At 53.8% G+C, this 19,312-nt stretch carries 22 protein-coding genes; 12 read left to right on the top strand and 10 right to left on the bottom strand.

Annotated features, from left to right (window positions below; translation table 11 throughout):
- Positions 1-245: 245 nt before the first annotated feature.
- Positions 246-1,451: a serine hydrolase gene (locus CRO33_RS20170; protein ID WP_097119355.1), complete on the top strand. Its 1,206-nt coding sequence runs from the start codon at positions 246-248 to the stop codon at positions 1,449-1,451.
- A gap of 37 nt (positions 1,452-1,488) precedes the next feature.
- Here the strand turns inward: CRO33_RS20170 and ybjG are convergent, their stop codons facing one another.
- The 3 genes from ybjG to CRO33_RS20155 form a co-directional block, all read right to left on the bottom strand.
- Positions 1,489-2,094: an undecaprenyl-diphosphate phosphatase gene (gene ybjG, locus CRO33_RS20165; RefSeq protein WP_097119354.1), complete on the bottom strand. Its 606-nt coding sequence runs from the start codon at positions 2,092-2,094 to the stop codon at positions 1,489-1,491.
- Complete coding sequence (locus tag CRO33_RS20160; RefSeq protein ID WP_441339641.1) at positions 2,075-2,767, bottom strand: phosphatase PAP2 family protein; 693 nt, start codon at positions 2,765-2,767, stop codon at positions 2,075-2,077. Before CRO33_RS20160 ends, ybjG begins: the two co-directional genes overlap by 20 nt.
- Positions 2,768-3,038: 271 nt before the next feature.
- The gene (locus CRO33_RS20155) at positions 3,039-4,727 is read right to left on the bottom strand and encodes an aspartate:alanine antiporter (protein WP_097119352.1); all 1,689 of its coding nucleotides are present in this window, start codon (positions 4,725-4,727) and stop codon (positions 3,039-3,041) included.
- A gap of 255 nt (positions 4,728-4,982) precedes the next feature.
- On the opposite strand from CRO33_RS20155, the gene ybjM reads away from it, so the two are divergent.
- Positions 4,983-5,354, top strand: a complete 372-nt coding sequence (ybjM, locus tag CRO33_RS20150; protein WP_034820751.1) for an inner membrane protein YbjM — start codon at positions 4,983-4,985, stop codon at positions 5,352-5,354.
- 33 nt (positions 5,355-5,387) lie between these two features.
- On the opposite strand, the gene CRO33_RS20145 is transcribed toward ybjM, so the two are convergent.
- Positions 5,388-5,651: a GrxA family glutaredoxin gene (locus tag CRO33_RS20145; RefSeq protein ID WP_034820748.1), complete on the bottom strand. Its 264-nt coding sequence runs from the start codon at positions 5,649-5,651 to the stop codon at positions 5,388-5,390.
- Between the two features lie 261 nt (positions 5,652-5,912).
- On the opposite strand from CRO33_RS20145, the gene CRO33_RS20140 reads away from it, so the two are divergent.
- From CRO33_RS20140 to rlmC, 10 genes are all read left to right on the top strand, one after another.
- Entirely contained in the window at positions 5,913-6,164 is a 252-nt protein-coding gene (locus CRO33_RS20140; protein ID WP_097119351.1) for a DUF1418 family protein, read from the top strand.
- 12 nt (positions 6,165-6,176) lie between these two features.
- Positions 6,177-6,899: an oxygen-insensitive NADPH nitroreductase gene (gene nfsA, locus CRO33_RS20135; RefSeq protein ID WP_097119350.1), complete on the top strand. Its 723-nt coding sequence runs from the start codon at positions 6,177-6,179 to the stop codon at positions 6,897-6,899.
- Between the two features lie 17 nt (positions 6,900-6,916).
- On the top strand, positions 6,917-7,819 hold the full coding sequence (gene rimK, locus CRO33_RS20130) for a 30S ribosomal protein S6--L-glutamate ligase (protein WP_038647884.1): 903 nt from the start codon (positions 6,917-6,919) through the stop codon (positions 7,817-7,819).
- 86 nt (positions 7,820-7,905) lie between these two features.
- On the top strand, positions 7,906-8,385 hold the full coding sequence (locus CRO33_RS20125) for a YbjN domain-containing protein (protein ID WP_038647881.1): 480 nt from the start codon (positions 7,906-7,908) through the stop codon (positions 8,383-8,385).
- A 373-nt stretch (positions 8,386-8,758) separates the two neighbouring features.
- Entirely contained in the window at positions 8,759-9,868 is a 1,110-nt protein-coding gene (gene potF / locus CRO33_RS20120) for a spermidine/putrescine ABC transporter substrate-binding protein PotF (RefSeq protein ID WP_097119349.1), read from the top strand.
- A 119-nt stretch (positions 9,869-9,987) separates the two neighbouring features.
- On the top strand, positions 9,988-11,121 hold the full coding sequence (potG, locus tag CRO33_RS20115; RefSeq protein ID WP_156102820.1) for a putrescine ABC transporter ATP-binding subunit PotG: 1,134 nt from the start codon (positions 9,988-9,990) through the stop codon (positions 11,119-11,121).
- A gap of 9 nt (positions 11,122-11,130) precedes the next feature.
- Positions 11,131-12,087, top strand: a complete 957-nt coding sequence (gene potH / locus CRO33_RS20110; protein WP_034820712.1) for a putrescine ABC transporter permease PotH — start codon at positions 11,131-11,133, stop codon at positions 12,085-12,087.
- The gene (potI, locus tag CRO33_RS20105; protein ID WP_097119348.1) at positions 12,084-12,929 is read left to right on the top strand and encodes a putrescine ABC transporter permease PotI; all 846 of its coding nucleotides are present in this window, start codon (positions 12,084-12,086) and stop codon (positions 12,927-12,929) included. The genes potH and potI overlap by 4 nt, the downstream gene beginning before the upstream one ends.
- A 73-nt stretch (positions 12,930-13,002) precedes the next feature.
- Positions 13,003-13,467, top strand: coding sequence for a YbjO family protein (locus CRO33_RS20100; protein WP_097119347.1), 465 nt, complete (start codon positions 13,003-13,005; stop codon positions 13,465-13,467).
- A gap of 48 nt (positions 13,468-13,515) precedes the next feature.
- Complete coding sequence (rlmC, locus tag CRO33_RS20095) at positions 13,516-14,652, top strand: 23S rRNA (uracil(747)-C(5))-methyltransferase RlmC (RefSeq protein ID WP_097119346.1); 1,137 nt, start codon at positions 13,516-13,518, stop codon at positions 14,650-14,652.
- A gap of 63 nt (positions 14,653-14,715) precedes the next feature.
- Here the strand turns inward: rlmC and artJ (CRO33_RS20090) are convergent, their stop codons facing one another.
- The 6 genes from artJ (CRO33_RS20090) to CRO33_RS20065 form a co-directional block, all read right to left on the bottom strand.
- Positions 14,716-15,447, bottom strand: a complete 732-nt coding sequence (gene artJ / locus CRO33_RS20090; protein WP_097119345.1) for an arginine ABC transporter substrate-binding protein — start codon at positions 15,445-15,447, stop codon at positions 14,716-14,718.
- A 186-nt stretch (positions 15,448-15,633) separates the two neighbouring features.
- Positions 15,634-16,302, bottom strand: a complete 669-nt coding sequence (gene artM / locus CRO33_RS20085) for an arginine ABC transporter permease ArtM (RefSeq protein WP_097119344.1) — start codon at positions 16,300-16,302, stop codon at positions 15,634-15,636.
- 3 nt (positions 16,303-16,305) lie between these two features.
- Positions 16,306-17,019: an arginine ABC transporter permease ArtQ gene (gene artQ / locus CRO33_RS20080; protein WP_097119343.1), complete on the bottom strand. Its 714-nt coding sequence runs from the start codon at positions 17,017-17,019 to the stop codon at positions 16,306-16,308.
- A gap of 6 nt (positions 17,020-17,025) precedes the next feature.
- The gene (gene artJ, locus CRO33_RS20075; RefSeq protein WP_034820697.1) at positions 17,026-17,757 is read right to left on the bottom strand and encodes an arginine ABC transporter substrate-binding protein; all 732 of its coding nucleotides are present in this window, start codon (positions 17,755-17,757) and stop codon (positions 17,026-17,028) included.
- Between the two features lie 15 nt (positions 17,758-17,772).
- The gene (gene artP, locus CRO33_RS20070) at positions 17,773-18,501 is read right to left on the bottom strand and encodes an arginine ABC transporter ATP-binding protein ArtP (RefSeq protein WP_097119342.1); all 729 of its coding nucleotides are present in this window, start codon (positions 18,499-18,501) and stop codon (positions 17,773-17,775) included.
- Positions 18,502-18,740: 239 nt separating this feature from the next.
- A complete protein-coding gene (locus CRO33_RS20065) occupies positions 18,741-19,280 on the bottom strand; it encodes a lipoprotein (protein WP_097119341.1) in 540 nt (179 codons plus the stop codon).
- Between the last annotated feature and the right edge of the window lie 32 nt (positions 19,281-19,312).

Here is a 19,312-nt window from a genome sequence, read left to right as displayed (position 1 = left end):
TTAGCGGAATTTTGTGACTGGCTTAACCGTTCTGCGAAAAATCGGAATTTCTCTCACTTTTTCCACTACGGCGTAACAGTAAAAGTGGCAGCGGGTCGGGGTTGATGCCAGGGTTACTCTAATAAACTCTATAAAACTTTACGGTTGGACGGTTTTGTTCGCAGGTGGTAAGCGTGTAGCTTTTATTAAGACATGTCTTACCTGCTAGAAAACCATGATTTAACAAGGACAATCTGGTCACGCTCATGAGAAAAAACTCCGTCATTTCTGCCTTGCGGCCGCTGGCTGCCACTTCATTATTAGTGCTTTTCCTTCCCATCACCACTCAGGCTGAACAGGCGCCTGCTGCACCGCAAATTGAGGCCAAAGCCTGGATTTTAATGGACTACAACAGCGGCAAGATATTGGCTGAGTCCAATGCCGACCAGCGGTTGGACCCCGCCAGCCTGACCAAAATGATGACCAGCTACGTGGTCGGCCAGGCGCTAAAAGCCGGCAAGATCCACAACGATGACCTGGTCACTATCGGCCAGGATGCATGGGCAACCGGCAACCCGAAGCTGCGCGGTTCTTCACTGATGTTCCTGAAACCGGGTGACCGTATTCCGGTCTCTGAACTCAACAAGGGCGTGGTGATTCAGTCAGGCAATGATGCCTGTATCGCGCTGGCCGATTATGTCGCCGGTAGCCAGGACTCGTTTATCGGTCTGATGAACAACTACGTTAAGGCGTTTGGATTACAGAATACCCACTTTATGACCGTGCACGGGCTGGATGCCGATGGGCAATACAGTACCGCGCGCGATATGGCGATTATCGGCCAGCGTTTGATCAGCGATGTACCTGAAGAGTATGCGTTAAACAGTGAGAAAGAGTTCACCTTTAATCACATCAAGCAGATGAACCGTAACCGCCTGTTGTGGAGCAGTAACCTGAAGGTGGATGGGATTAAAACCGGACACACTTCGGGCGCGGGTAATAACCTGGTCGCGTCCGCCGTGGACGGAGACATGCGTTTGATCTCAGTGGTACTGGGTACGCAAACCGATGCGATCCGCTTCCGTGAAAGTGAGAAGCTCCTCACGTGGGGTTTCCGTTTCTACGAGACAGTGACACCGATTAAAAGCGATAAGCCTTTTGCCCAGCAGCGCGTGTGGTTCGGTGAGCAGAGTCAGGTCAATCTCGGTGTCGCGAAAGACGCAGCGATCACCGTGCCGAAAGGGCAGATGAAAAACCTCAAGGCGAGTTTCACCCTGAACTCACCGCAGCTGGAAGCGCCACTGGAGAAGAATCAGGTGGTGGGGACTATTGATTTCCAGCTGGATGGCAAAACCGTGGATCAGCGTCCGCTGGTGGTGATGGAAGCGGTGCCGGAGGGCGGATTTATTGGCCGTATCTGGGATTTCATTATGATGAAATTTAACGGCTGGTTTGGGAAGTGGTTTGGCTAATCAGCATAAGGGCGACCCGATCGGGCCGCCCTTAGCATTATCCGCGCACCCAGCCTTTCTTAATCGGCGTAGCGAACAGCGTGCGATACACCTGATGGGTGAAAGCCAGCATGCGGTCGCCATACAGCTGCCACGCCATATGCGAAGCCAGACACGCCAGCAAGCCCACCAAAAATCCGCCCAGCATATCCATTGGCCAATGCACGCCCAGATAGACGCGCGACCAGGCAATGGTGCTGCCGACCGCCAGTAAAATCACCCCTGACCACAGTCGGTGCCAGAAGATAAACGCCAGCGCAAAGGTGAAAATAGTGGTGCCATGATCGCTGGGGTAAGAGTCATCGGCGGCGTGTGCCAGGAATTGATGTCCGAAGCCAATGGCAAACGGGCGCGGATGTGGCAGCAGTTGGCCGACACACCATGAAATGCTTAATGCATAAATCAGCGCCATGCCGGTTTTCAGTACCAGCGCGCGTTGAGATTGCACCTGATCGCGCGGCCCCCAAAACCATAAGGCCACAATCAGCAGCGGGACAATGGCAATCACATCTTTGGCGATAAAGGTCGCCAGATTAATCAACCATGGCGGTGAATCCGTCGTGGCGTTGATCCATAGAAACAGGCTATGGTTGAGCGCTTCCATCACGTTTGCTTTTCCTCATCTTGTCTACCCAAAAAGAAACACCAGCAAAAATCAGCACCTGGCTCAGCCACACCCACCAGCCAGCCCACAAGTTGTGAGAGAAAAAGTGGGCACCGCGCATCACCTGTCCGTATCCCATCAGTAAGCCCACCGCGATACCGAACAACAGCGCCAGCACGGCGCGGCGCGGACGCTCGGGCCACCACAGGAAGAACAGCGCCATCAGGGCAAAGCCGCTGGAAGCGTGACCGCCAGGGAAACATTGCCCCGCACCGCTATTGACCGGAGTGGGATCCAGCAGCACAAAACTGGCTGCCTTACCGCCAAACATCGCCAAATCCCACGGACAGGAGTGCGCGCTGTGCGCCTTCAGGATGCCCACCACTAGCGGCCCCATACCAAATAGCAGGGCCACCAACACGCGGCGGCCATCACGCTTCTGCACACCTCGTAACAACATCAATACCGCTCCAGCGATGATCACATCCTTGAACAAGCGATGATTGATCAGATCCAGCCAGCGGTTGTGTTGCCATGGAAACGTCTGCGTCTGTGGGTCAAACCACTGCTGGCTGATCGCGATATCCAGGCTTTCGTGGCGTGACCACCACATAAACACCAGTGCTGAAATTGCCAGTAAAATAAAGTTGATAGCGTAAAAGCGACCAGACAAACAATAAATAGTCGGGCTCTTAATCTTATCGTGGGTTGTTGGAGTGTTTAACTTTGATGAAAGTTGCATGAATATTGGAAAATAGCGAAACCAGAGTGGCAGGGTCGCAATTTACGCTTAGGAGAACCTTAAGCAACAGGAATTGCAGGCATAAAAAAACCCGCAAGTCAGTGACCGGCGGGCTCCACAATTTGGGGATTTCAAAGAAAAGCAGTGGCACTTATTCAGACTGCGCCCCAAATAGAAAGTTCTGAACGCAGTAAAAATATTTTTAAAAAGGCAAAAGCGGCCAAATTATCACAATAAGCGTGCCGGCGAGCGTCAGCAAAACGTTAGCAATCGCATAAGTTCCTGCATAGCCGAGTGCCGGAATGCTACTGCGTGCGGTATCGCTGATAATCTCCATGGCTGGGGCACAGGTGCGAGCGCCCATGATGGCACCAAACAGCAGCGCGCGGTTCATACGCAGCACGTAGGCACCAAACAGATAGCAAATCACCACCGGGATCAGACTCACCAGCAGACCGCTGAGCAACATCAAGGCGCCCGCGCTGCCAAGGCCATGTTGCAGGCCACTACCGGCGCTCAGGCCGACACCTGCCATAAACACCATCAAACCGAACTCTTTCACCATGGTCAGCGCCCCTTGCGGAATGTAGCCAAAGGTCGGATGGTTGGCGCGCAGGAAGCCGAGCATGATACCCGCGAACAGCAAACCGGCGGCGTTACCGATGCCAAAGCTGAAGTTGCTGAACTGGAAGGTGATCATGCCGATCATCAACCCGATGATAAAGAAGGCGCAGAAGGCCAGCAGATCGGTCATCTGACTGTGAATCGCAATAAAGCCGATGCGATCCGCCAGGCTTTTCACACGGCGCGCTTCACCGCTCACCTGCAATACATCGCCTTTGTTCAGCATGATGCTGTCATCAATCGGCATCTCAATCTGACTACGAATCACTCGGTTAAGGAAACAACCATGATCGGTGAGTTTCAGATGGCTCAGGCGTTTATTCACCGCATTGTGGTTCTTCACTACAATCTCTTCGGTGACGATGCGCATGTCGAGCAAATCGCGGTCGAACACCTCTTTGCCGTTACGGAAGCTGGCATCGAGGCGTGCGTGTGCGTCGGGATAGCCCACCAGCGAGATCTCATCGCCGAGTTGTAGCATCGCATCCCCATCCGGGCTGGCGAGAATACCGTTACGGCGCAGGCGTTCAATGTAGCAGCCGGTCTGGCGATGAATGCCCAGCTCGCGCAGATTTTTACCGCCGCTCCATTCCACCAGTTCCGGGCCAACGCGATAGGCGCGGATCACAGGCAGGAATACTTTGCGCTGGCTGTCAGCATCCAGACCACGTTCCCGTGCAATCTGCTGCGCGCAGGTGGGTAAGTCCTGATGTTGCAGACGAGGCAGATAGCGCGCGCCAAAGATCAGGCTGACCAGACCAATCAAATAGGTGAGGGCGTAACCGAGGCTGAGGTTATCCTGCATCATGCTGAGCTGATGGTTGTCACTGATGCTTTGTCGCAGCGTGTCACCCGCGCCCACCAGCACCGGCGTGGAGGTCATGGAACCGGCCAGCATGCCTGCCGTGAGACCAATATCCCAGCCGAACACTTTGCCGAGTCCCAACGCAACGAGCAGGGCGCTGACCACCATAACAATGGCAAGAAGGAAGTAGTTTTTACCGTCGCGGAAAAAGATCGAGAAAAAGTTAGGTCCGGCTTCAACACCGACACAAAAAATAAACAACATAAAGCCGAGACTGAGTGCGTCGGTATTTATCGCAAAGTGCTGCTGACCTAAAATCAATGAAACAACGAGGACACCAATGGAATTTCCTAGCTGTACCGAGCCGAGACGTAATTTGCCTAAGCACAGCCCCAGGGCTAAGACGACAAATAATAACAGAACGTCATTTCCGCTTAACAATTCTGCGACGTTAATGTTCACGGTTTAACTTCTTCTTTACCTGTAACAAGTTGATGAAAGGGCCTTTTTTCGCTATCTTGTGGCAGCTGTGAATGTCCTTGCCGCCAGGAAGGTGCAGACCATTATTTAAAACGGCGTCATTCTAATCATAAATAACTTCCTCAGCTATCAGCAGTTTTTAATCCTTCTGCCAGCGGCTGTTTCTTTTTATTTCCACTTGTGCGCATCAGGGCAGTAAACGTTTCAATATTGTTAACAACAAAGTTGAGGATGGTTATGTTGCAGCGCAATAATCGCTGGCCAGCATCGGTTCTGGGTATGATGCTTTATACGCTGGTGTTTATTTTTGCACACCATTTTTGGGCCGTTGCCGCGGAACAAGCGATGCGCGGACAGCCTGAATTATTGCTGTTTTTATTGCCGGGCATGTTAATGGCGCTGTTGCAGCCGGATAGTCCCCTGGTCAGTACACTGTGGGTCGCCGTGGTGGGCACGCTTTTGGGTATGGCCTGGATGTGGCTCACCGTCACGCAGATGCACAGTTGGCTGCTGATTGTTGCATGGAGTTTAAGTGCGCTGTTTTGGGCTGGATGCGGGGCGTTACTGATCCGCCTGATGAGGATTATGCTGGCGATGCGTGCCGAATAGCACGATCAAAAACGGGCCCGCAGGCCCGTTTGCTTAGGCTTCAACACCCAGATTTTCTTTGGTCCATGCCGCAAATTCGGTGTAACCACCGATGTGCTGGTCATCAAGGAAAATCTGCGGCACGGTGGTTACCGGTTTGCCGGCACGTGCTTCCAGGTCGGCCTTGGTGATGCCGGTCGCCTGAATATCGACGTACTGATAGTTGAAATCATCGCGCTCGCTGGTCAGCTTGGTGGCTAACTCTTTCGCACGTACGCAGTATGGGCAGCTTGAACGGCCAAAAATCACTGCAATCATTGCTTCTCTCCTTCCGCTGCTGTTTTGTGACCAGTTTCACATTACAGCGTGAATAATGGCTAACATCATGCCCGCCCATCCTGCTTAAGCAAAGAAGAAAATGCCTGTTACTCTAATGACCGCAATCTATGTCCATCATACTTCACTCCGCAGACGCGTTTGGCTTCAGTTAAGCTGCTGGTGATAGCCATGCCTTGCTGCAGAGCGAATTATTCGGGTCTAAAATGCGACTGACCTATTGAGCAACTGAGGAAATCGCCCATGCGTAATCTGGCCACGTTGCCGAAACCGGTTTTGCTGCTGGAAGTGCTTGGCGTGCTCGCGGTGATTGGTGCGCTATTACTGGTTAATAACTGGATTGCGGCACCTGATTTTATGGCGCAGAAGTCGCTGGCGACGCTGCTTTTTTTCCTTGGCATTGCGCTGATGCTGCCTGCCGCCTGGCTGATGATGTGGCGTACCGCGCAAGCGATGGCACCGCAGTTGTTCAATCACAACCACAAAAAGAAGTAACCGGAGAGGATTATGACGCCGACCATCGATTTACTGTGCAGCCACCGTTCCATTCGCGCCTTTACCGAGCAGGGCATTGATGATGCTCAGCGCAGCGCGATCATTGCTGCAGCACAAGCGGCCTCGACCTCCAGTTTTTTACAATGCTCCTCGATTATTCGCATTACCGACCAGGAAAAGCGTGATCAGCTGGTGCAACTCACCGGCGGGCAGCCATGGGTGAGTGCCGCCGCTGAGTTTTGGGTGTTTTGTGCCGACTTTAATCGTCATCAGCAGATTTGCCCGGATGCGCATCTCGGACGCGCCGAGCAACTGCTGTTGGGTTGTGTCGATACCGCATTAATGGCACAAAACGCCATGGTCGCGGCGGAATCGCTGGGGCTGGGTGGCGTGTTTATTGGTGGTATCCGTAACAGTATTGCGCAAGTCACCGATTTGCTGGAACTGCCGAAATTTGTGCTGCCACTGTTTGGCTTCTGCATCGGCCATCCAGCCTCTGCCCCAGACGTGAAACCGCGTATGCCAGCGGCGATGCTGGTGCATGAAAATCGTTATCAATCTGTCGATAAAAGCGTGCTGGACCAGTACGATAACCAAATCACGGCTTATTACCAGCAACGTGACAGCAACCAGCGTTCGGAAACCTGGAGCGAACTGATTCAACGCCTGATCATCAAAGAAACGCGTCCGTTTATGCTGGATTATCTGCATCAACAGGGCTGGGCAACGCGCTAAGCACAAGGAATTCTGCAATGAAGATGGCCATTCTCACGCGTGATGGAACGCTATACTCGTGTAAGCGCCTGCGCGACGCCGCGGAAGAGCGTGGCCATCAGGTGCAGATGATCGATCCGCTCTCCTGCTACATGAACATCAACTCCGATTCGCCCGCGGTGCATTATCGTGGCGAACCGCTGGGCCACTTTGATGCCGTTATCCCGCGTATTGGCACGGCGACCACCTTTTACGGCACGGCGGTGCTGCGCCAGTTCGAGATGTTGGGCAGCTATCCGCTGAATGAATCGGTGGCCATCACCCGGGCGCGTGACAAACTGCGATCGCTGCAGCTGCTGGCGCGCGAAGGCATTGATATGCCGATCACCGGGTTCGCCTCTTCGCCTGATGATACCCAGGATGTGATCGCCATGGTCGGTGGTGCGCCGCTGGTGGTGAAACTGGTAGAGGGCACGCAGGGGATTGGCGTGGTGCTGGCGGAAACGCGCCAGGCGGCGGAGAGCGTGATTGATGCCTTTCGTGGCCTAAACGCCCACATTCTGGTGCAAGAGTTTATCAAAGAGGCACAGGGGCGAGATATTCGCTGCCTGGTGATCGGCAATGAAGTGGTGGCGTCGATTGAGCGTGAAGCGAAAGAGGGGGATTTCCGCTCAAATCTTCATCGTGGCGGTAAAGCGCACGCGGTGACCATCACCGAAAAAGAGCGCGAAATCGCCGTGAAAGCCGCATCCACGCTCGGGCTGGAAATCGCAGGGGTGGATATTTTACGCGCCAATCGCGGCCCACTGGTGATGGAGGTCAATGCCTCGCCAGGGCTTGAGGGCATCGAAGGCACCACCGGCCTCGACATCGCTTCCATGATGATTCATTGGGTAGAAGCGCATGCTTGCCCCGGCTATCGTCTTAAAACCGGGGGCTAGGCGCGCTTTTACGTGGTTTTCGTGGCATCAGTTAGACTTTTTCCGTAAGCTAAGGCGCTTATTTCTTCACCCCACAGGACATAACGATGGATTCACTGGTCGTTCCTGACATCGACATCCTGCGTCGCTGGCTGGATCAACAAAATATCACCTGGTTCGAATGCGATGCCTGCCAGGCACTGCACCTGCCGCACATGCAGAATTTTGACGGGGTGTTTGATGCAAAAATCGACCTGGTGGACAACGTCATCCTCTTCTCGGCCCTCGCGGAAGTGAAACCCACAGCATTGATTCCTTTGGTCGGCGATTTATCGCAGATCAATGCCAGTTCGCTTACGGTGAAGGCCTTTATCGATATCCAGGATGACAATCTGCCCAAGCTGATTGTCTGCCAGTCGATCAGTACCACTGCCGGATTGACGTTTGGTCAGTTCTCGCACTTTATGAAGCAAAGTGAAGAGGGCGTTTCCATGGTGATCATGGAAGCCTTTGCCAATAATTTGCTGATGATGGGCGAAGAAGAGGAGCGCCAACCCAGCTCCAGCAGCCACGCGATGCTGCACTGAGTTCCCCGCCTCGCTAACTGCCGCTTTTTGCGGCAGTTTTCATTTTAGCCCTACCACTTTTTATTCTGCATTTTGCCCTTTATTGCCAGATATTAGTCGTGCTTTATGCCGCTAGTGCCAAACCCCATAGCAGAAACATGCATAAAATATCGCAAAAAGGCGTTTTTTACGCTGGGATCTGGCACGCCTGAAGCAGGGGGGCTATTCTTGCGGGGCTGCTTGAGACATGCAACCTCAGCACAACTATAGGTTTTTGCTATTAAACTCCCGCTGAATATTGATTCATTGTGTGTCTGTGATTAAACAGAAAAAACGCAACGTCCGGATCGCGTGTATGCAGCGTTGTGATGACCCCCTCAGGAGGAAGTAAAACATGATCAACCAACGTAAAAAATGGTTGCCAGGTGTGGTTGCAGGTGTACTGATGGCGACGGCCGTTAGTGCTCAGGCAGAGGATAAAACGCTGCACGTCTATAACTGGTCCGATTATATTTCGGCCGACACCGTGCCGAATTTTGAAAAGCAGACCGGTATCAAAGTGGTCTACGACGTGTTCGATTCCAACGAAGTGTTGGAAGGTAAGCTGATGGCGGGTTCTACCGGCTACGACGTTGTGGTGCCATCTTCCAGCTTCCTTGCTCGCCAGCTACAGTCCGGCGTTTTCCAGGAGCTGGATAAGAGCAAGCTGCCAAACTATAAAAACCTCGATCCTGATTTGATGGCGAAAGTCGCGCAGCACGATCCGGGTAACAAATATGCGATTCCGTATCTGTGGGGTACCACCGGTATCGGCTATAACCTCGATAAGGTAAAAGCCGCGCTGGGTACTGATGCGCCCGTCAACAGCTGGGATTTGGTGCTGAAGCCTGAGAACCTGGAAAAACTGAAAAGCTGTGGTGTCTCCTTCCTCGATGCGCCGGAAGAGATCTTCGCCACCGTGCTGAACTACCTCGGCAAAGATCCAAACAGTTCAGACGCCAAAGATTACACCGGCGCCGCGACCGATCTGCTGCTGAAGCTGCGTCCTAATATCCGCTACTTCCACTCGTCTCAGTACATTAACGACCTGGCGAATGGCAACATCTGTGTGGCGATCGGCTGGTCTGGAGATATCCTGCAGGCGAAAGATCGTGCAGCCAAAGCCAACAACGGCGTGCACCTGGGTTACAGCGTGCCGAAAGAGGGCGCTCTGGCCTTCTTCGACATGATGGCGATTCCGAAAGACGCGAAAAACCTCGACGCAGCCTATCAGTGGCTGAACTACATCATGGATCCAAAAGTGATCGCGGATGTCTCTAACAAGATGAACTACGCCAACGGCAACAAGGCGTCACTGCCATTGATTAATGCGGATGTGCGTAACAATCCGGGCATCTTCCCAACGCCGGATGCGATGGCCAAGCTGTTTGTGCTCAAAGTCCAGGATCCGAAACTGGATCGTGCGCGCACCCGTGCATGGACTAAAGTAAAAAGTGGTAAGTAATTCGTTCTAAACGGATTACTTACCTGAAGACGACAACAGAGGTGCGGTGATGGCCTCTGTTGTGCCATTTTAGCGGCTGGCTGTGCCGCGCTACACCGCTTAGCGCCGGAGAAATGTTAGTGAACGACGCGATTCCCCGCCCCCCAAATAAAACGGCTAAGGCGTTAACGCCGCTGCTGGAAATTCGCAACCTGACCAAATCTTTTGACGGCCAGCACGCCGTAGATGATGTCAGCCTGACCATTTATAAAGGTGAGATTTTTGCCCTGCTGGGTGCTTCCGGCTGTGGTAAATCGACCTTGCTGCGCATGCTGGCGGGCTTTGAGCCACCGACCAGCGGGCAGATTGTGCTGGATGGGCAAGACCTGTCGCACGTTCCGCCTTATCAGCGCCCGATCAATATGATGTTCCAGTCCTACGCGCTGTTCCCGCACATGACGGTGGAGCAGAACATCGCCTTTGGACTGAAGCAGGATAAATTGCCGAAAGGCGAAATCAGCAGCCGCGTGGCCGAAATGCTGACGCTGGTGCATATGCAGGAATTTGCTAAGCGTAAACCGCATCAGCTTTCCGGCGGTCAGCGTCAGCGCGTGGCGCTGGCGCGTAGCCTGGCGAAACGCCCCAAACTGCTGCTGCTGGATGAGCCGATGGGCGCGCTGGATAAGAAACTGCGCGACCGCATGCAGCATGAAGTGGTGGATATTCTGGAGCGCGTCGGCGCGACCTGCGTGATGGTGACGCACGACCAGGAAGAAGCCATGACCATGGCCGGTCGTATTGCCATCATGAACCGCGGTAAGTTCGTGCAGATTGGTGAGCCGGAAGAGATCTACGAGCATCCTACCAGCCGCTATAGTGCCGAGTTTATTGGATCGGTCAACGTGTTTGACGGCCTGCTGCGTGAGCGCACGGAAGAGGGCGTGGTCATTGATGCGCCGGGCCTGGTACATCCGCTTAAAGTGCAGACCGATGTCTCTATCATCGATAACGTGCCCGTGCATGTCGCTTTACGTCCGGAAAAAGTGATGCTGTGCGAAGAGGTGCCGGCGGATGGCTGCAACTTTGCCGTCGGCGAAGTGGTGCATATTGCCTATCTCGGTGACCTGTCGATTTATCACGTTCGCCTGCGCAGCGGTCAGATGATCAGCGCGCAGCTGCAGAATGCACATCGCTACCGCAAAGGTGCGCCAACATGGGGTGATGAAGTTCGCCTGTGCTGGGACGCCGACAGCTGTGTGGTTCTGACGGTTTAAGGAGGCGTAATGAGCCAGATTTCTCAACGCAGCGAGCCGGAAGTGGTGGGCACACCGCTGCAGCGCTGGGGCACGCGCATTAAAATGCTGCATGGCCGCAAGCTGGTGATCGCCTTGCCTTATCTTTGGCTGATCCTGCTGTTTCTGCTGCCGTTCCTGATCGTGCTGAAGATCAGTTTCGCCGATATTGCGCGTGCCATTCCGCCTTACACCGATCTGGTGACCTGGGCCGATGACCAGCTCAATCTGGTGCTGAATCTCGGTAACTACATCACGTTGACGGATGATCCGCTGTATGCCGAAGCCTATCTGACTTCACTCAAGGTGGCGGCAATTTCTACCGTGATCTGTCTGCTGATCGGATATCCACTGGCGTGGGCGGTAGCGCACAGCAAACCTTCAATGCGCACCATCCTGCTGTTGCTGGTGATCTTGCCCTCCTGGACCTCGTTCCTGGTGCGCGTGTACGCGTGGATGGGCTTGCTGAACAACAACGGCATTCTTAACCGCTTCCTGATGTGGCTGGGGGTTATCGATCACCCGCTGGTGATTCTTTACACCAATACCGCGGTGTATATCGGTATCGTTTACTGCTATCTGCCGTTTATGGTGTTGCCGATCTATACCGCGCTAACCCGTATCGACTACTCGCTGGTCGAGGCCTCACTGGATCTGGGCGCGCGTCCGCTTAAAACCTTCTTTAGCGTGATTGTGCCGCTGACCAAAGGCGGGATTATCGCCGGTTCGATGCTGGTGTTTATCCCGGCGGTAGGGGAGTACGTGATCCCAGAACTGCTGGGAGGGCCGGACAGCATCATGATTGGCCGTATTCTATGGCAGGAGTTCTTTAATAACCGTGACTGGCCGGTGGCTTCAGCGCTGGCGGTGATCATTCTGTTGATTTTGATTCTGCCGATCATCTGGTTCCACAAGCATCAAAATCGTGAGTTAGGAGAGAAGGAATGAATCAGTTACCGACCATTCGCTCTCCATGGCGTACGGCGATTTTGGCCGCATGCTTCCTGTTCCTGTACGCGCCGATGCTGCTGCTGGTGGTTTACTCCTTCAACAGCTCGCAGTTGGTCACCGTGTGGGAGAGCTTCTCATTCCACTGGTACAAAGTGCTGTTCCAGGACGATGCGATGCTGGATGCCGTTGGCCTCAGCCTGACTATCGCCGCGCTCTCGGCCACCATGGCGGTGGTGTTGGGCACTATGGCGGCGGTGATCATCGTGCGTTTCGGCCGTTTCCGTGGGCATAGCGGTTTTGCATTTATGCTCACTGCACCGCTGGTGATGCCGGATGTGATCACCGGGTTGTCACTGCTGCTGCTGTTTGTAGCAATGGGCAACACCTTTGGCTGGCCGAGCGATCGCGGCATGCTCACCATCTGGCTGGCGCACGTTACCTTCTGTACCGCTTATGTGGCGGTGGTGATCAACTCCCGTCTGCGCGAGCTGGATCGTTCCATCGAAGAAGCGGCAATGGATCTCGGGGCGACGCCGCTGAAAGTATTCTTCGTGATAACCGTACCCATGATTGCTCCGGCAATTGTCACCGGCTGGCTGCTGGCCTTTACGCTGTCACTCGATGATCTGGTGATTGCCAGCTTCGTCACCGGGCCAGGCGCTACCACGTTGCCAATGGCGATCTTTGCTACCGTGCGACGCGGCGTCAATCCAGAGATCAATGCGTTAGCCTCGTTGATTTTGTTTGTCGTCGGCCTGGTCGGTTTCATCGCCTGGCGCTTTATGGCGCACGAAGAAAAGCAACGTTTACGCGATATTCAGAAAGCTAAACGTGGCTGAAAGCCGTAACATTTGCCAATATAAGAACGGGCCGGTTTAATGGCCCGTTTTTTTATGGTTACGGAGTCAAACCATGTCGGAAACCCTCAAAAACGCGATGGCAAATTCTACGCCTGCACCGGTGATGGTGGCGGGGATCGCCATTATTGCCACGCGCTGTCTCAGCGTGCTGATGCTGGCCAATGAACTGGGTTACGACGAAATGGCTAACTTTGTCCACCGTAGCGCGCAGGCGTGGGATTCCACGCTAATTTTTATCGCCAGTCAGCTGATCTTTCTGTTTGAACTACGCTGTGCCTTTACCCTGTTGCGCGGTAGCAATCGCGGACGATGGGGTTATGTGATGGCGCAAATTATCGTGCTCGGTTATATGCTGATGGCGTCCGTTGGGTGGATCTACCCGGAAATCTTCAGTATTCCCGGTGAGACTAATGCACAGATCATACATCACACGCTGATGCAGAAAGTGCCGGATGCGCTGGTGGTACTGCTGTTGTTTGTGCCGGCCAGCAGTCGCGCATTTTTCCGCGCCCGGTGATACAATCTGCCCCCGATTTTTCTCCCGATTCTGAATACAGGCCTTTCCATGCATTGCGCGCTTTATGATGCCGGTCGCTGTCGTTCGTGCCAGTGGCTGGAGAAACCCTATCCGCAGCAGCTCAGCGAGAAGCAGTCGCTACTCGAGCAGTTACTGTCGCAGACCGCAGTGGCCGAGTATTTACCGCCGGTGACCTCCGCACTGCAAGGTTTTCGTAATAAAGCCAAAATGGTGGTGAGCGGCAGCGTTGAGCGGCCGATTTTTGGCATGGTGGCGCGTGATGGCGATCCAGTTGATCTGTGTGATTGCCCGCTCTATCCCGCCAGCTTTGCGCCGGTGTTCGATGTGCTGAAACCCTTTATTGCCCGCGCCGGATTAACGCCCTACAACGTGGCGCGAAAACGCGGTGAACTGAAATTCTTGCTGCTGACCGAGAGTTCGCAAGGTGGCATGATGCTGCGGTTTGTGCTGCGATCCACCAGCAAACTTGAGCAGTTACGCGCGGCTTTACCCTGGCTGCAGCAGCAGTTGCCGCAGTTGAAAGTGATATCCGCCAATATTCAGCCGGTGCATATGGCGATTCTGGAAGGGGATGAAGAGATTGCGTTGACGCCGGATCAGGCGCTGGCGGAGTGTTTCAATCAGGTGCCGCTGTATATTCGCCCGCAGAGTTTCTTCCAGACTAACCCGCAGGTCGCCGCCGATTTGTATGCCACGGCGCGTGATTGGGTCGCGGAGCTGCCGGTGTCCAGCATGTGGGATCTGTTCTGCGGCGTGGGCGGTTTCGGCTTGCACTGTGCCACGCCCGAGATGCAGCTGACCGGTATTGAGATCAGTGCGGAAGCCATTGCCTGTGCGCAGCAGTCGGCTGAACAGTTAGGACTCGATAAGGTGAGTTTCGCCGCGCTGGATTCGACCCAGTTCGCCACATCGCGTGAGCAGGTGCCACAGTTGGTGCTGGTCAATCCGCCGCGTCGCGGGATTGGTGCTGAGCTGTGTGCTTATCTCAGTGAAATGGCGCCAGACTACATTCTCTATTCAAGCTGCAATCCCAGCACGATGGCGCAGGATATTGCACGTCTGGCCGATTACGCGGTGAGCCGCGTCCAGCTGTTTGATATGTTCCCGCACACCGCACATTTTGAAGTGCTGACATTACTGATTAAGAAGGGTGGAGCCACGTAGCCACCGCCTGAACGGAGGACGTGCAGAACCTGTCAGGTGGCACGCCACGAGGCTCCATAATGCTTATTCCGGGAACCACTTCTGGTTGATTTGCTGCCAGGTGCCATCGGCTTTCAACGCCACCAGCGCGTCATTCATCTCTTTTAACAGCGCTGCATTGCCTTTACGCACCGCAATGCCTAAGCCGGTGCCGAAGTATTCGGTATCGGTGATATGTTCACCCACTGGGCTGAGGTCTTCATTGGCTTTTAGCCACTGATTGACCACCGCACTATCGCCAAATACGCCGTTCAGGCGACCATTTTTCAGATCGAGAATCGCATTCTGATAGCTGTCATAGGCCACGGCGATCACTTCAGGATGTTTCTCCAGCAGGTATTTCTGATGCGTGGTGCCATTCTCCACGCCGACACGCTTGCCTTTCAGTTGGCTGAAGTCGGTGTACTGGCCTTTATGTGCAATCACAATCGCGGAATTTGCGTAGTAGGGCTGAGTGAAATCGACCTGTTTGCTGCGCTCGGCGGTAATATCCATACCCGAGATAACCGCATCATAACGACGGAACTTCAGCGAAGGGATCAGACTGTCAAACGCGTTATTGGTAAAGGTGCAATCCGCTTTCATTTGCTGGCATAAGGCTTTTGCCAGATCGATATCGAAGCCAACGATTTGGTTGTCGTGGTCGAGGGATTCAAACGGGGGATAGGTCGCAGAAGAGGCGAAGCGGATTTTTTCCGCCGCATAAGCATTCATTGCCAGTGTTGCCAGCGCCGCAGCAACAATCCATTTTTTCATTATGTGACTCCTGTAAACCATGCCAGAGATAGAACGGGTTACACGATGCCAGTAAATGAATTTATATGCAAATAATATGATTAAAAAATTACATGCGTTATTGGGGCGTAGCAGCGCGAGATATGACGCGTTTGTCCGCAGCACTTTCACCTCAGACAAACGCGATACTTCGCGCCACTACAACACTCAATTACGGTGTTCGAATGCCAATGCGCGCTTTTCGATTAAACGCATCATCAGCGTGAGCAAACCGTTGACCACCAGATAGATCAGCCCGGCAGCAGCATACACCGTGATGTCATAAGTGCGGCCATACAGCAATTGCCCATGCCCCATCACTTCCATTAGCGTAATGGTGTACGCCAGTGAAGTGCTCTTAAACACTAAAACGACTTCGTTAGAGTAAGAGGAGAGGGCGCGTTTAAACGCATACGGCAGCAGGATACGCAGCGTGTCTTTACGGTTCATCCCCAGCGCAGCGCAGGATTGCCATTGACCCGAAGGGATGGCGCGTACTGCACCGTAAAATAGCTGAGTGGTATAGGCTGCACTGTTGAGCGACAGTGCAATCAGCGCGCACAGCCAGGGCTGTGATAGCAGATGCCATAACCACGGCACGTTCTGAATGCTGGGAAACTGGCCGGGACCGTAATATATCAGGAAGATTTGCACCAGCAGCGGCGTGCCGGTGAACACCGTGATGTAGCCTTTCACCAGCCAGTTGAGCACCGGGACTTTCAGTGAGAGTACAATGGTACACAGCAGCGACAGCACCAGCGCGGCAATCAGTGACGCAATGGTTAAGGTCAGGCTGGTGTGCAGCCCTTTCAGGAGTTCGGGTAAGTAATCCAGCATGCGTCAGGCCCCCCGCTCGAAACGCGTGGTGCGTGATTCAATACGGCGCAGTATCGCCTGACTGAACAGCGTGATGATCAGGTAGACGGCCGCAGCCACCAGATACCAGGTAAAGGGTTCCTGGGTGCGTGTGGCAATGCTTTTGGTTTGCAGCATGATGTCATTCACGCTAATTAGCGACACCAGCGCAGTATCTTTCAGTAACACCAACCACTGATTGCCCAGGCCCGGCAGCGCATGACGCCACATTTGTGGCATGATCAGGCGGAAAAAAATCGCCGATTTCTTCATACCCAACGCCTGGCCAGATTCCCATTGGCCGACAGGCACTGCTTTCAGCGCGCCACGCAGCGTTTGGGAGGCGTAGGCCGAGTAAAGCATTGCCAGGGCAATGACGCCGCACAGGAAAGGGCTGACGTCGAAGTTTTCAATCTGAACCTGCACGGGAATGCTAAACAAGCCCAGATTGATATGGAAGCCATCGGATAAGGTCAGTAGCAGCTGTGAGGCACCAAAGTAGACAAACAGCACCACCAGAATTTCCGGCAGGCCACGGATCAGTGTCACCAGCCCGGTACCGATCCACGCCAGCGGTTTCCAGCGGACGGTTTCCCAGCCAGCAAAAATCATCGCCAGCACAAGGCCGGCGATCAGTGCACAAACAGCAAGCCCGACGGTCATGCCGGCGGCGCTTGCGAGTGGAATCATTTCATTCATCAAAGATTACTGCTGGAACCATTTGTTGTAGATGGTTTTGTAAGTGCCGTCAGCTTTGATCTTCTCCAGAGCGGTGTTGAATTTGCCCTGCAGCTCAGTGTTGCCCTGACGGACGGCGATACCCAGACCGGTACCGAAGTAATCTTTATCGGTCACTTTCTCACCCAGTGGTGCGAGGTTGGCATTCTGTTTCAGCCATTCGTTCACCACGGCGGTGTCACCGAATACCGCATCAATACGGCCATTTTTCAGGTCCAGAACCGCGTTCTGGTAGCTGTCATAAGGCACAACCGTGATGTCGTTGTGTTTATCAGACAGGTATTTCTGGTGCGTGGTGCCGTTCTGAACGCCAACGCGTTTACCTTTCAGCGCATCCACATTCGCCAGCTTGCCTTTCTGGGCAATAAAGATCGCGGAATTATCGTAGTAAGGCTTGGAGAACAGCACCTGCTTTTCACGCTCTGGGGTGATATCCATACCCGCCATCACGGCGTCAAAACGACGGAACTTCAGGCTGGGGATCAGGCTGTCAAATGCCTGGTTGGTGAAGGTACAGGTCGCATCAATCTCTTTACACAGCGCATTGGCCAGATCGACATCGAAGCCCTGAATTTTGTTGTCAGAATCCACAAATTCAAATGGAGGATATGAAGCTTCAGTGGCGAAACGCAGGGTCTGCGCAGCAGAAGCGCTGAGGCTCAGACCGGCAAGCAGTGCAGCAAGTACGACTTTTTTCATTAGATGCATCCTGACTTAGTGCGAAAGATAATGTGCAAACGCTTCGGTTTGCGGCTGTGTAAAGTGGCTGGCATCGCCTTGCTCAACGATATGGCCGTTCTCCATGTACACCACGCGGCTGGCGGTTTTGCGCGCCACCTCGACTTCGTGGGTTACAATCACCTGGGTGATCTGCGTTTGTGCCAGCTCACGAATGATGCTGACGATCTGCGCGGTGATTTCAGGGTCGAGCGCGGCGGTGGGTTCGTCGAACAACAGCACCTGCGGCTCCATCATCAACGCTCGGGCAATCGCCACACGTTGTTGCTGGCCACCAGAAAGATGCAATGGAAAACGATCGGCAAAGGGGGTCAGACGCAGACGTTCCAGCAGTTTGTCGGCACGCGCACGCGCGGCGTCTTTGCTGAGGCCGAGCACGCGGCACGGTGCTTCAATCAGATTCTGCACCACGGTGAGGTGAGGCCACAGATTGTATTGCTGGAACACCATGCCCACGTTTTGGCGCAGTTCACGGATTGCGCTGTCTGACGGCGCTTTGCTGAAGTCGAAGTGATTCCCGGCAATCTGCAGGCTGCCTGAACGCGGCTGCTCCAGCAGATTGAGGACGCGCAGGAGCGAACTTTTACCCGCGCCACTCGGCCCGAGCAACACCAGCGTCTCTCCCTGCGGACAAGCCAGGTTGATATCGAACAGTGCCTGATGGGCACCGTAAAAACAGTTTATGGCGTTTAGTTGAATACCCATGCGCAAAAAATGAATAGTAATTAGTGCCGCGAATCTTAACGTCACCAGAATAGTTATGCAATTGTGGTGGGTTAAAATTTATTAAACAGCAGTGAAGTCCCAAAAGCGTAGCACAATATTGCGCAGGTCAACGCCTGGAAGGGCTCGCTGGCTGCAATTTATTGATGAAAAATTAACAAAAAACGCCGCAAAGATGCGGCGCGCTTATGTTTAGAACTGAGTGCTGTAAAATTGAACAGCTATTTCTTCTCTTCCAGCAGCTGGCTGAGCGATCCGCCGCCTGCGTGCGGCCAGTCACCGACGTAACGAATATCATCCACCGCCCAGCAGGTTCCTTCGTGAATCATCAATACCTCGTCATGCCAGCTTTTGCCATCACGGCTCAAATCGACTCGCAGTGGGATGTTACGTGCATCGCGATTAGGAATGGTTGAGGCGCTGGCAACATCGGCGGATGTTGGACCCTGCGCGAGGCTGGAGAACAGATCGCCCTGGCTCCATGAGGCAGGTTTGCTGCTCTGCGTGCTGGCGCTCAGCAGTTTCTGATACAGGCGATCGCTCAGGTAAGGGCGATATTTCGCCAGTGCGGTGCTATCGGGCAGACCCTGGCCGGGCTGGCTGATGCGCAAATCGTAAAACTGCTGCGCGACGCTATCTGGGCCACCGTCGGCACAGCTGGCAGTGCGCGGTCCGTTATCCTTGATCACTGGTTCAACGGTGGTACAGGCACTGAGCAGTAACGCAGCGGGAACAAGCAGCGCAAAGGCATTGTTTCTCATCTCGATTTCCTTATTGTTCACTGGCAAAGCGT

The sequence above is a fragment of the Pantoea sp. GL120224-02 genome (assembly GCF_900215395.1).
GTDB classification, from domain to species: domain Bacteria; phylum Pseudomonadota; class Gammaproteobacteria; order Enterobacterales; family Enterobacteriaceae; genus Pantoea; species Pantoea communis.
The sequence above is the reverse complement of the archived record's forward strand: the minus strand, read 5'-3'. Positions and strand labels throughout refer to the sequence as shown.

Excerpts from the sequence above, each read along its gene's own strand:
- CRO33_RS20170 (WP_097119355.1), top strand. The coding sequence starts at position 246 with ATGAGAAAAAACTCCGTCATTTCTGCCTTGCGGCCGCTGGCTGCCACT.
- ybjG (WP_097119354.1), bottom strand. The coding sequence starts at position 2,094 with ATGGAAGCGCTCAACCATAGCCTGTTTCTATGGATCAACGCCACGACG.
- ybjM (WP_034820751.1), top strand. The coding sequence starts at position 4,983 with ATGTTGCAGCGCAATAATCGCTGGCCAGCATCGGTTCTGGGTATGATG.
- CRO33_RS20145 (WP_034820748.1), bottom strand. The coding sequence starts at position 5,651 with ATGATTGCAGTGATTTTTGGCCGTTCAAGCTGCCCATACTGCGTACGT.
- CRO33_RS20140 (WP_097119351.1), top strand. The coding sequence starts at position 5,913 with ATGCGTAATCTGGCCACGTTGCCGAAACCGGTTTTGCTGCTGGAAGTG.
- nfsA (WP_097119350.1), top strand. The coding sequence starts at position 6,177 with ATGACGCCGACCATCGATTTACTGTGCAGCCACCGTTCCATTCGCGCC.
- rimK (WP_038647884.1), top strand. The coding sequence starts at position 6,917 with ATGAAGATGGCCATTCTCACGCGTGATGGAACGCTATACTCGTGTAAG.
- CRO33_RS20125 (WP_038647881.1), top strand. The coding sequence starts at position 7,906 with ATGGATTCACTGGTCGTTCCTGACATCGACATCCTGCGTCGCTGGCTG.
- potF (WP_097119349.1), top strand. The coding sequence starts at position 8,759 with ATGATCAACCAACGTAAAAAATGGTTGCCAGGTGTGGTTGCAGGTGTA.
- potH (WP_034820712.1), top strand. The coding sequence starts at position 11,131 with ATGAGCCAGATTTCTCAACGCAGCGAGCCGGAAGTGGTGGGCACACCG.
- potI (WP_097119348.1), top strand. The coding sequence starts at position 12,084 with ATGAATCAGTTACCGACCATTCGCTCTCCATGGCGTACGGCGATTTTG.
- CRO33_RS20100 (WP_097119347.1), top strand. The coding sequence starts at position 13,003 with ATGTCGGAAACCCTCAAAAACGCGATGGCAAATTCTACGCCTGCACCG.
- rlmC (WP_097119346.1), top strand. The coding sequence starts at position 13,516 with ATGCATTGCGCGCTTTATGATGCCGGTCGCTGTCGTTCGTGCCAGTGG.
- artJ (WP_097119345.1), bottom strand. The coding sequence starts at position 15,447 with ATGAAAAAATGGATTGTTGCTGCGGCGCTGGCAACACTGGCAATGAAT.
- artM (WP_097119344.1), bottom strand. The coding sequence starts at position 16,302 with ATGCTGGATTACTTACCCGAACTCCTGAAAGGGCTGCACACCAGCCTG.
- artQ (WP_097119343.1), bottom strand. The coding sequence starts at position 17,019 with ATGAATGAAATGATTCCACTCGCAAGCGCCGCCGGCATGACCGTCGGG.
- artJ (WP_034820697.1), bottom strand. The coding sequence starts at position 17,757 with ATGAAAAAAGTCGTACTTGCTGCACTGCTTGCCGGTCTGAGCCTCAGC.
- artP (WP_097119342.1), bottom strand. The coding sequence starts at position 18,501 with ATGGGTATTCAACTAAACGCCATAAACTGTTTTTACGGTGCCCATCAG.
- CRO33_RS20065 (WP_097119341.1), bottom strand. The coding sequence starts at position 19,280 with ATGAGAAACAATGCCTTTGCGCTGCTTGTTCCCGCTGCGTTACTGCTC.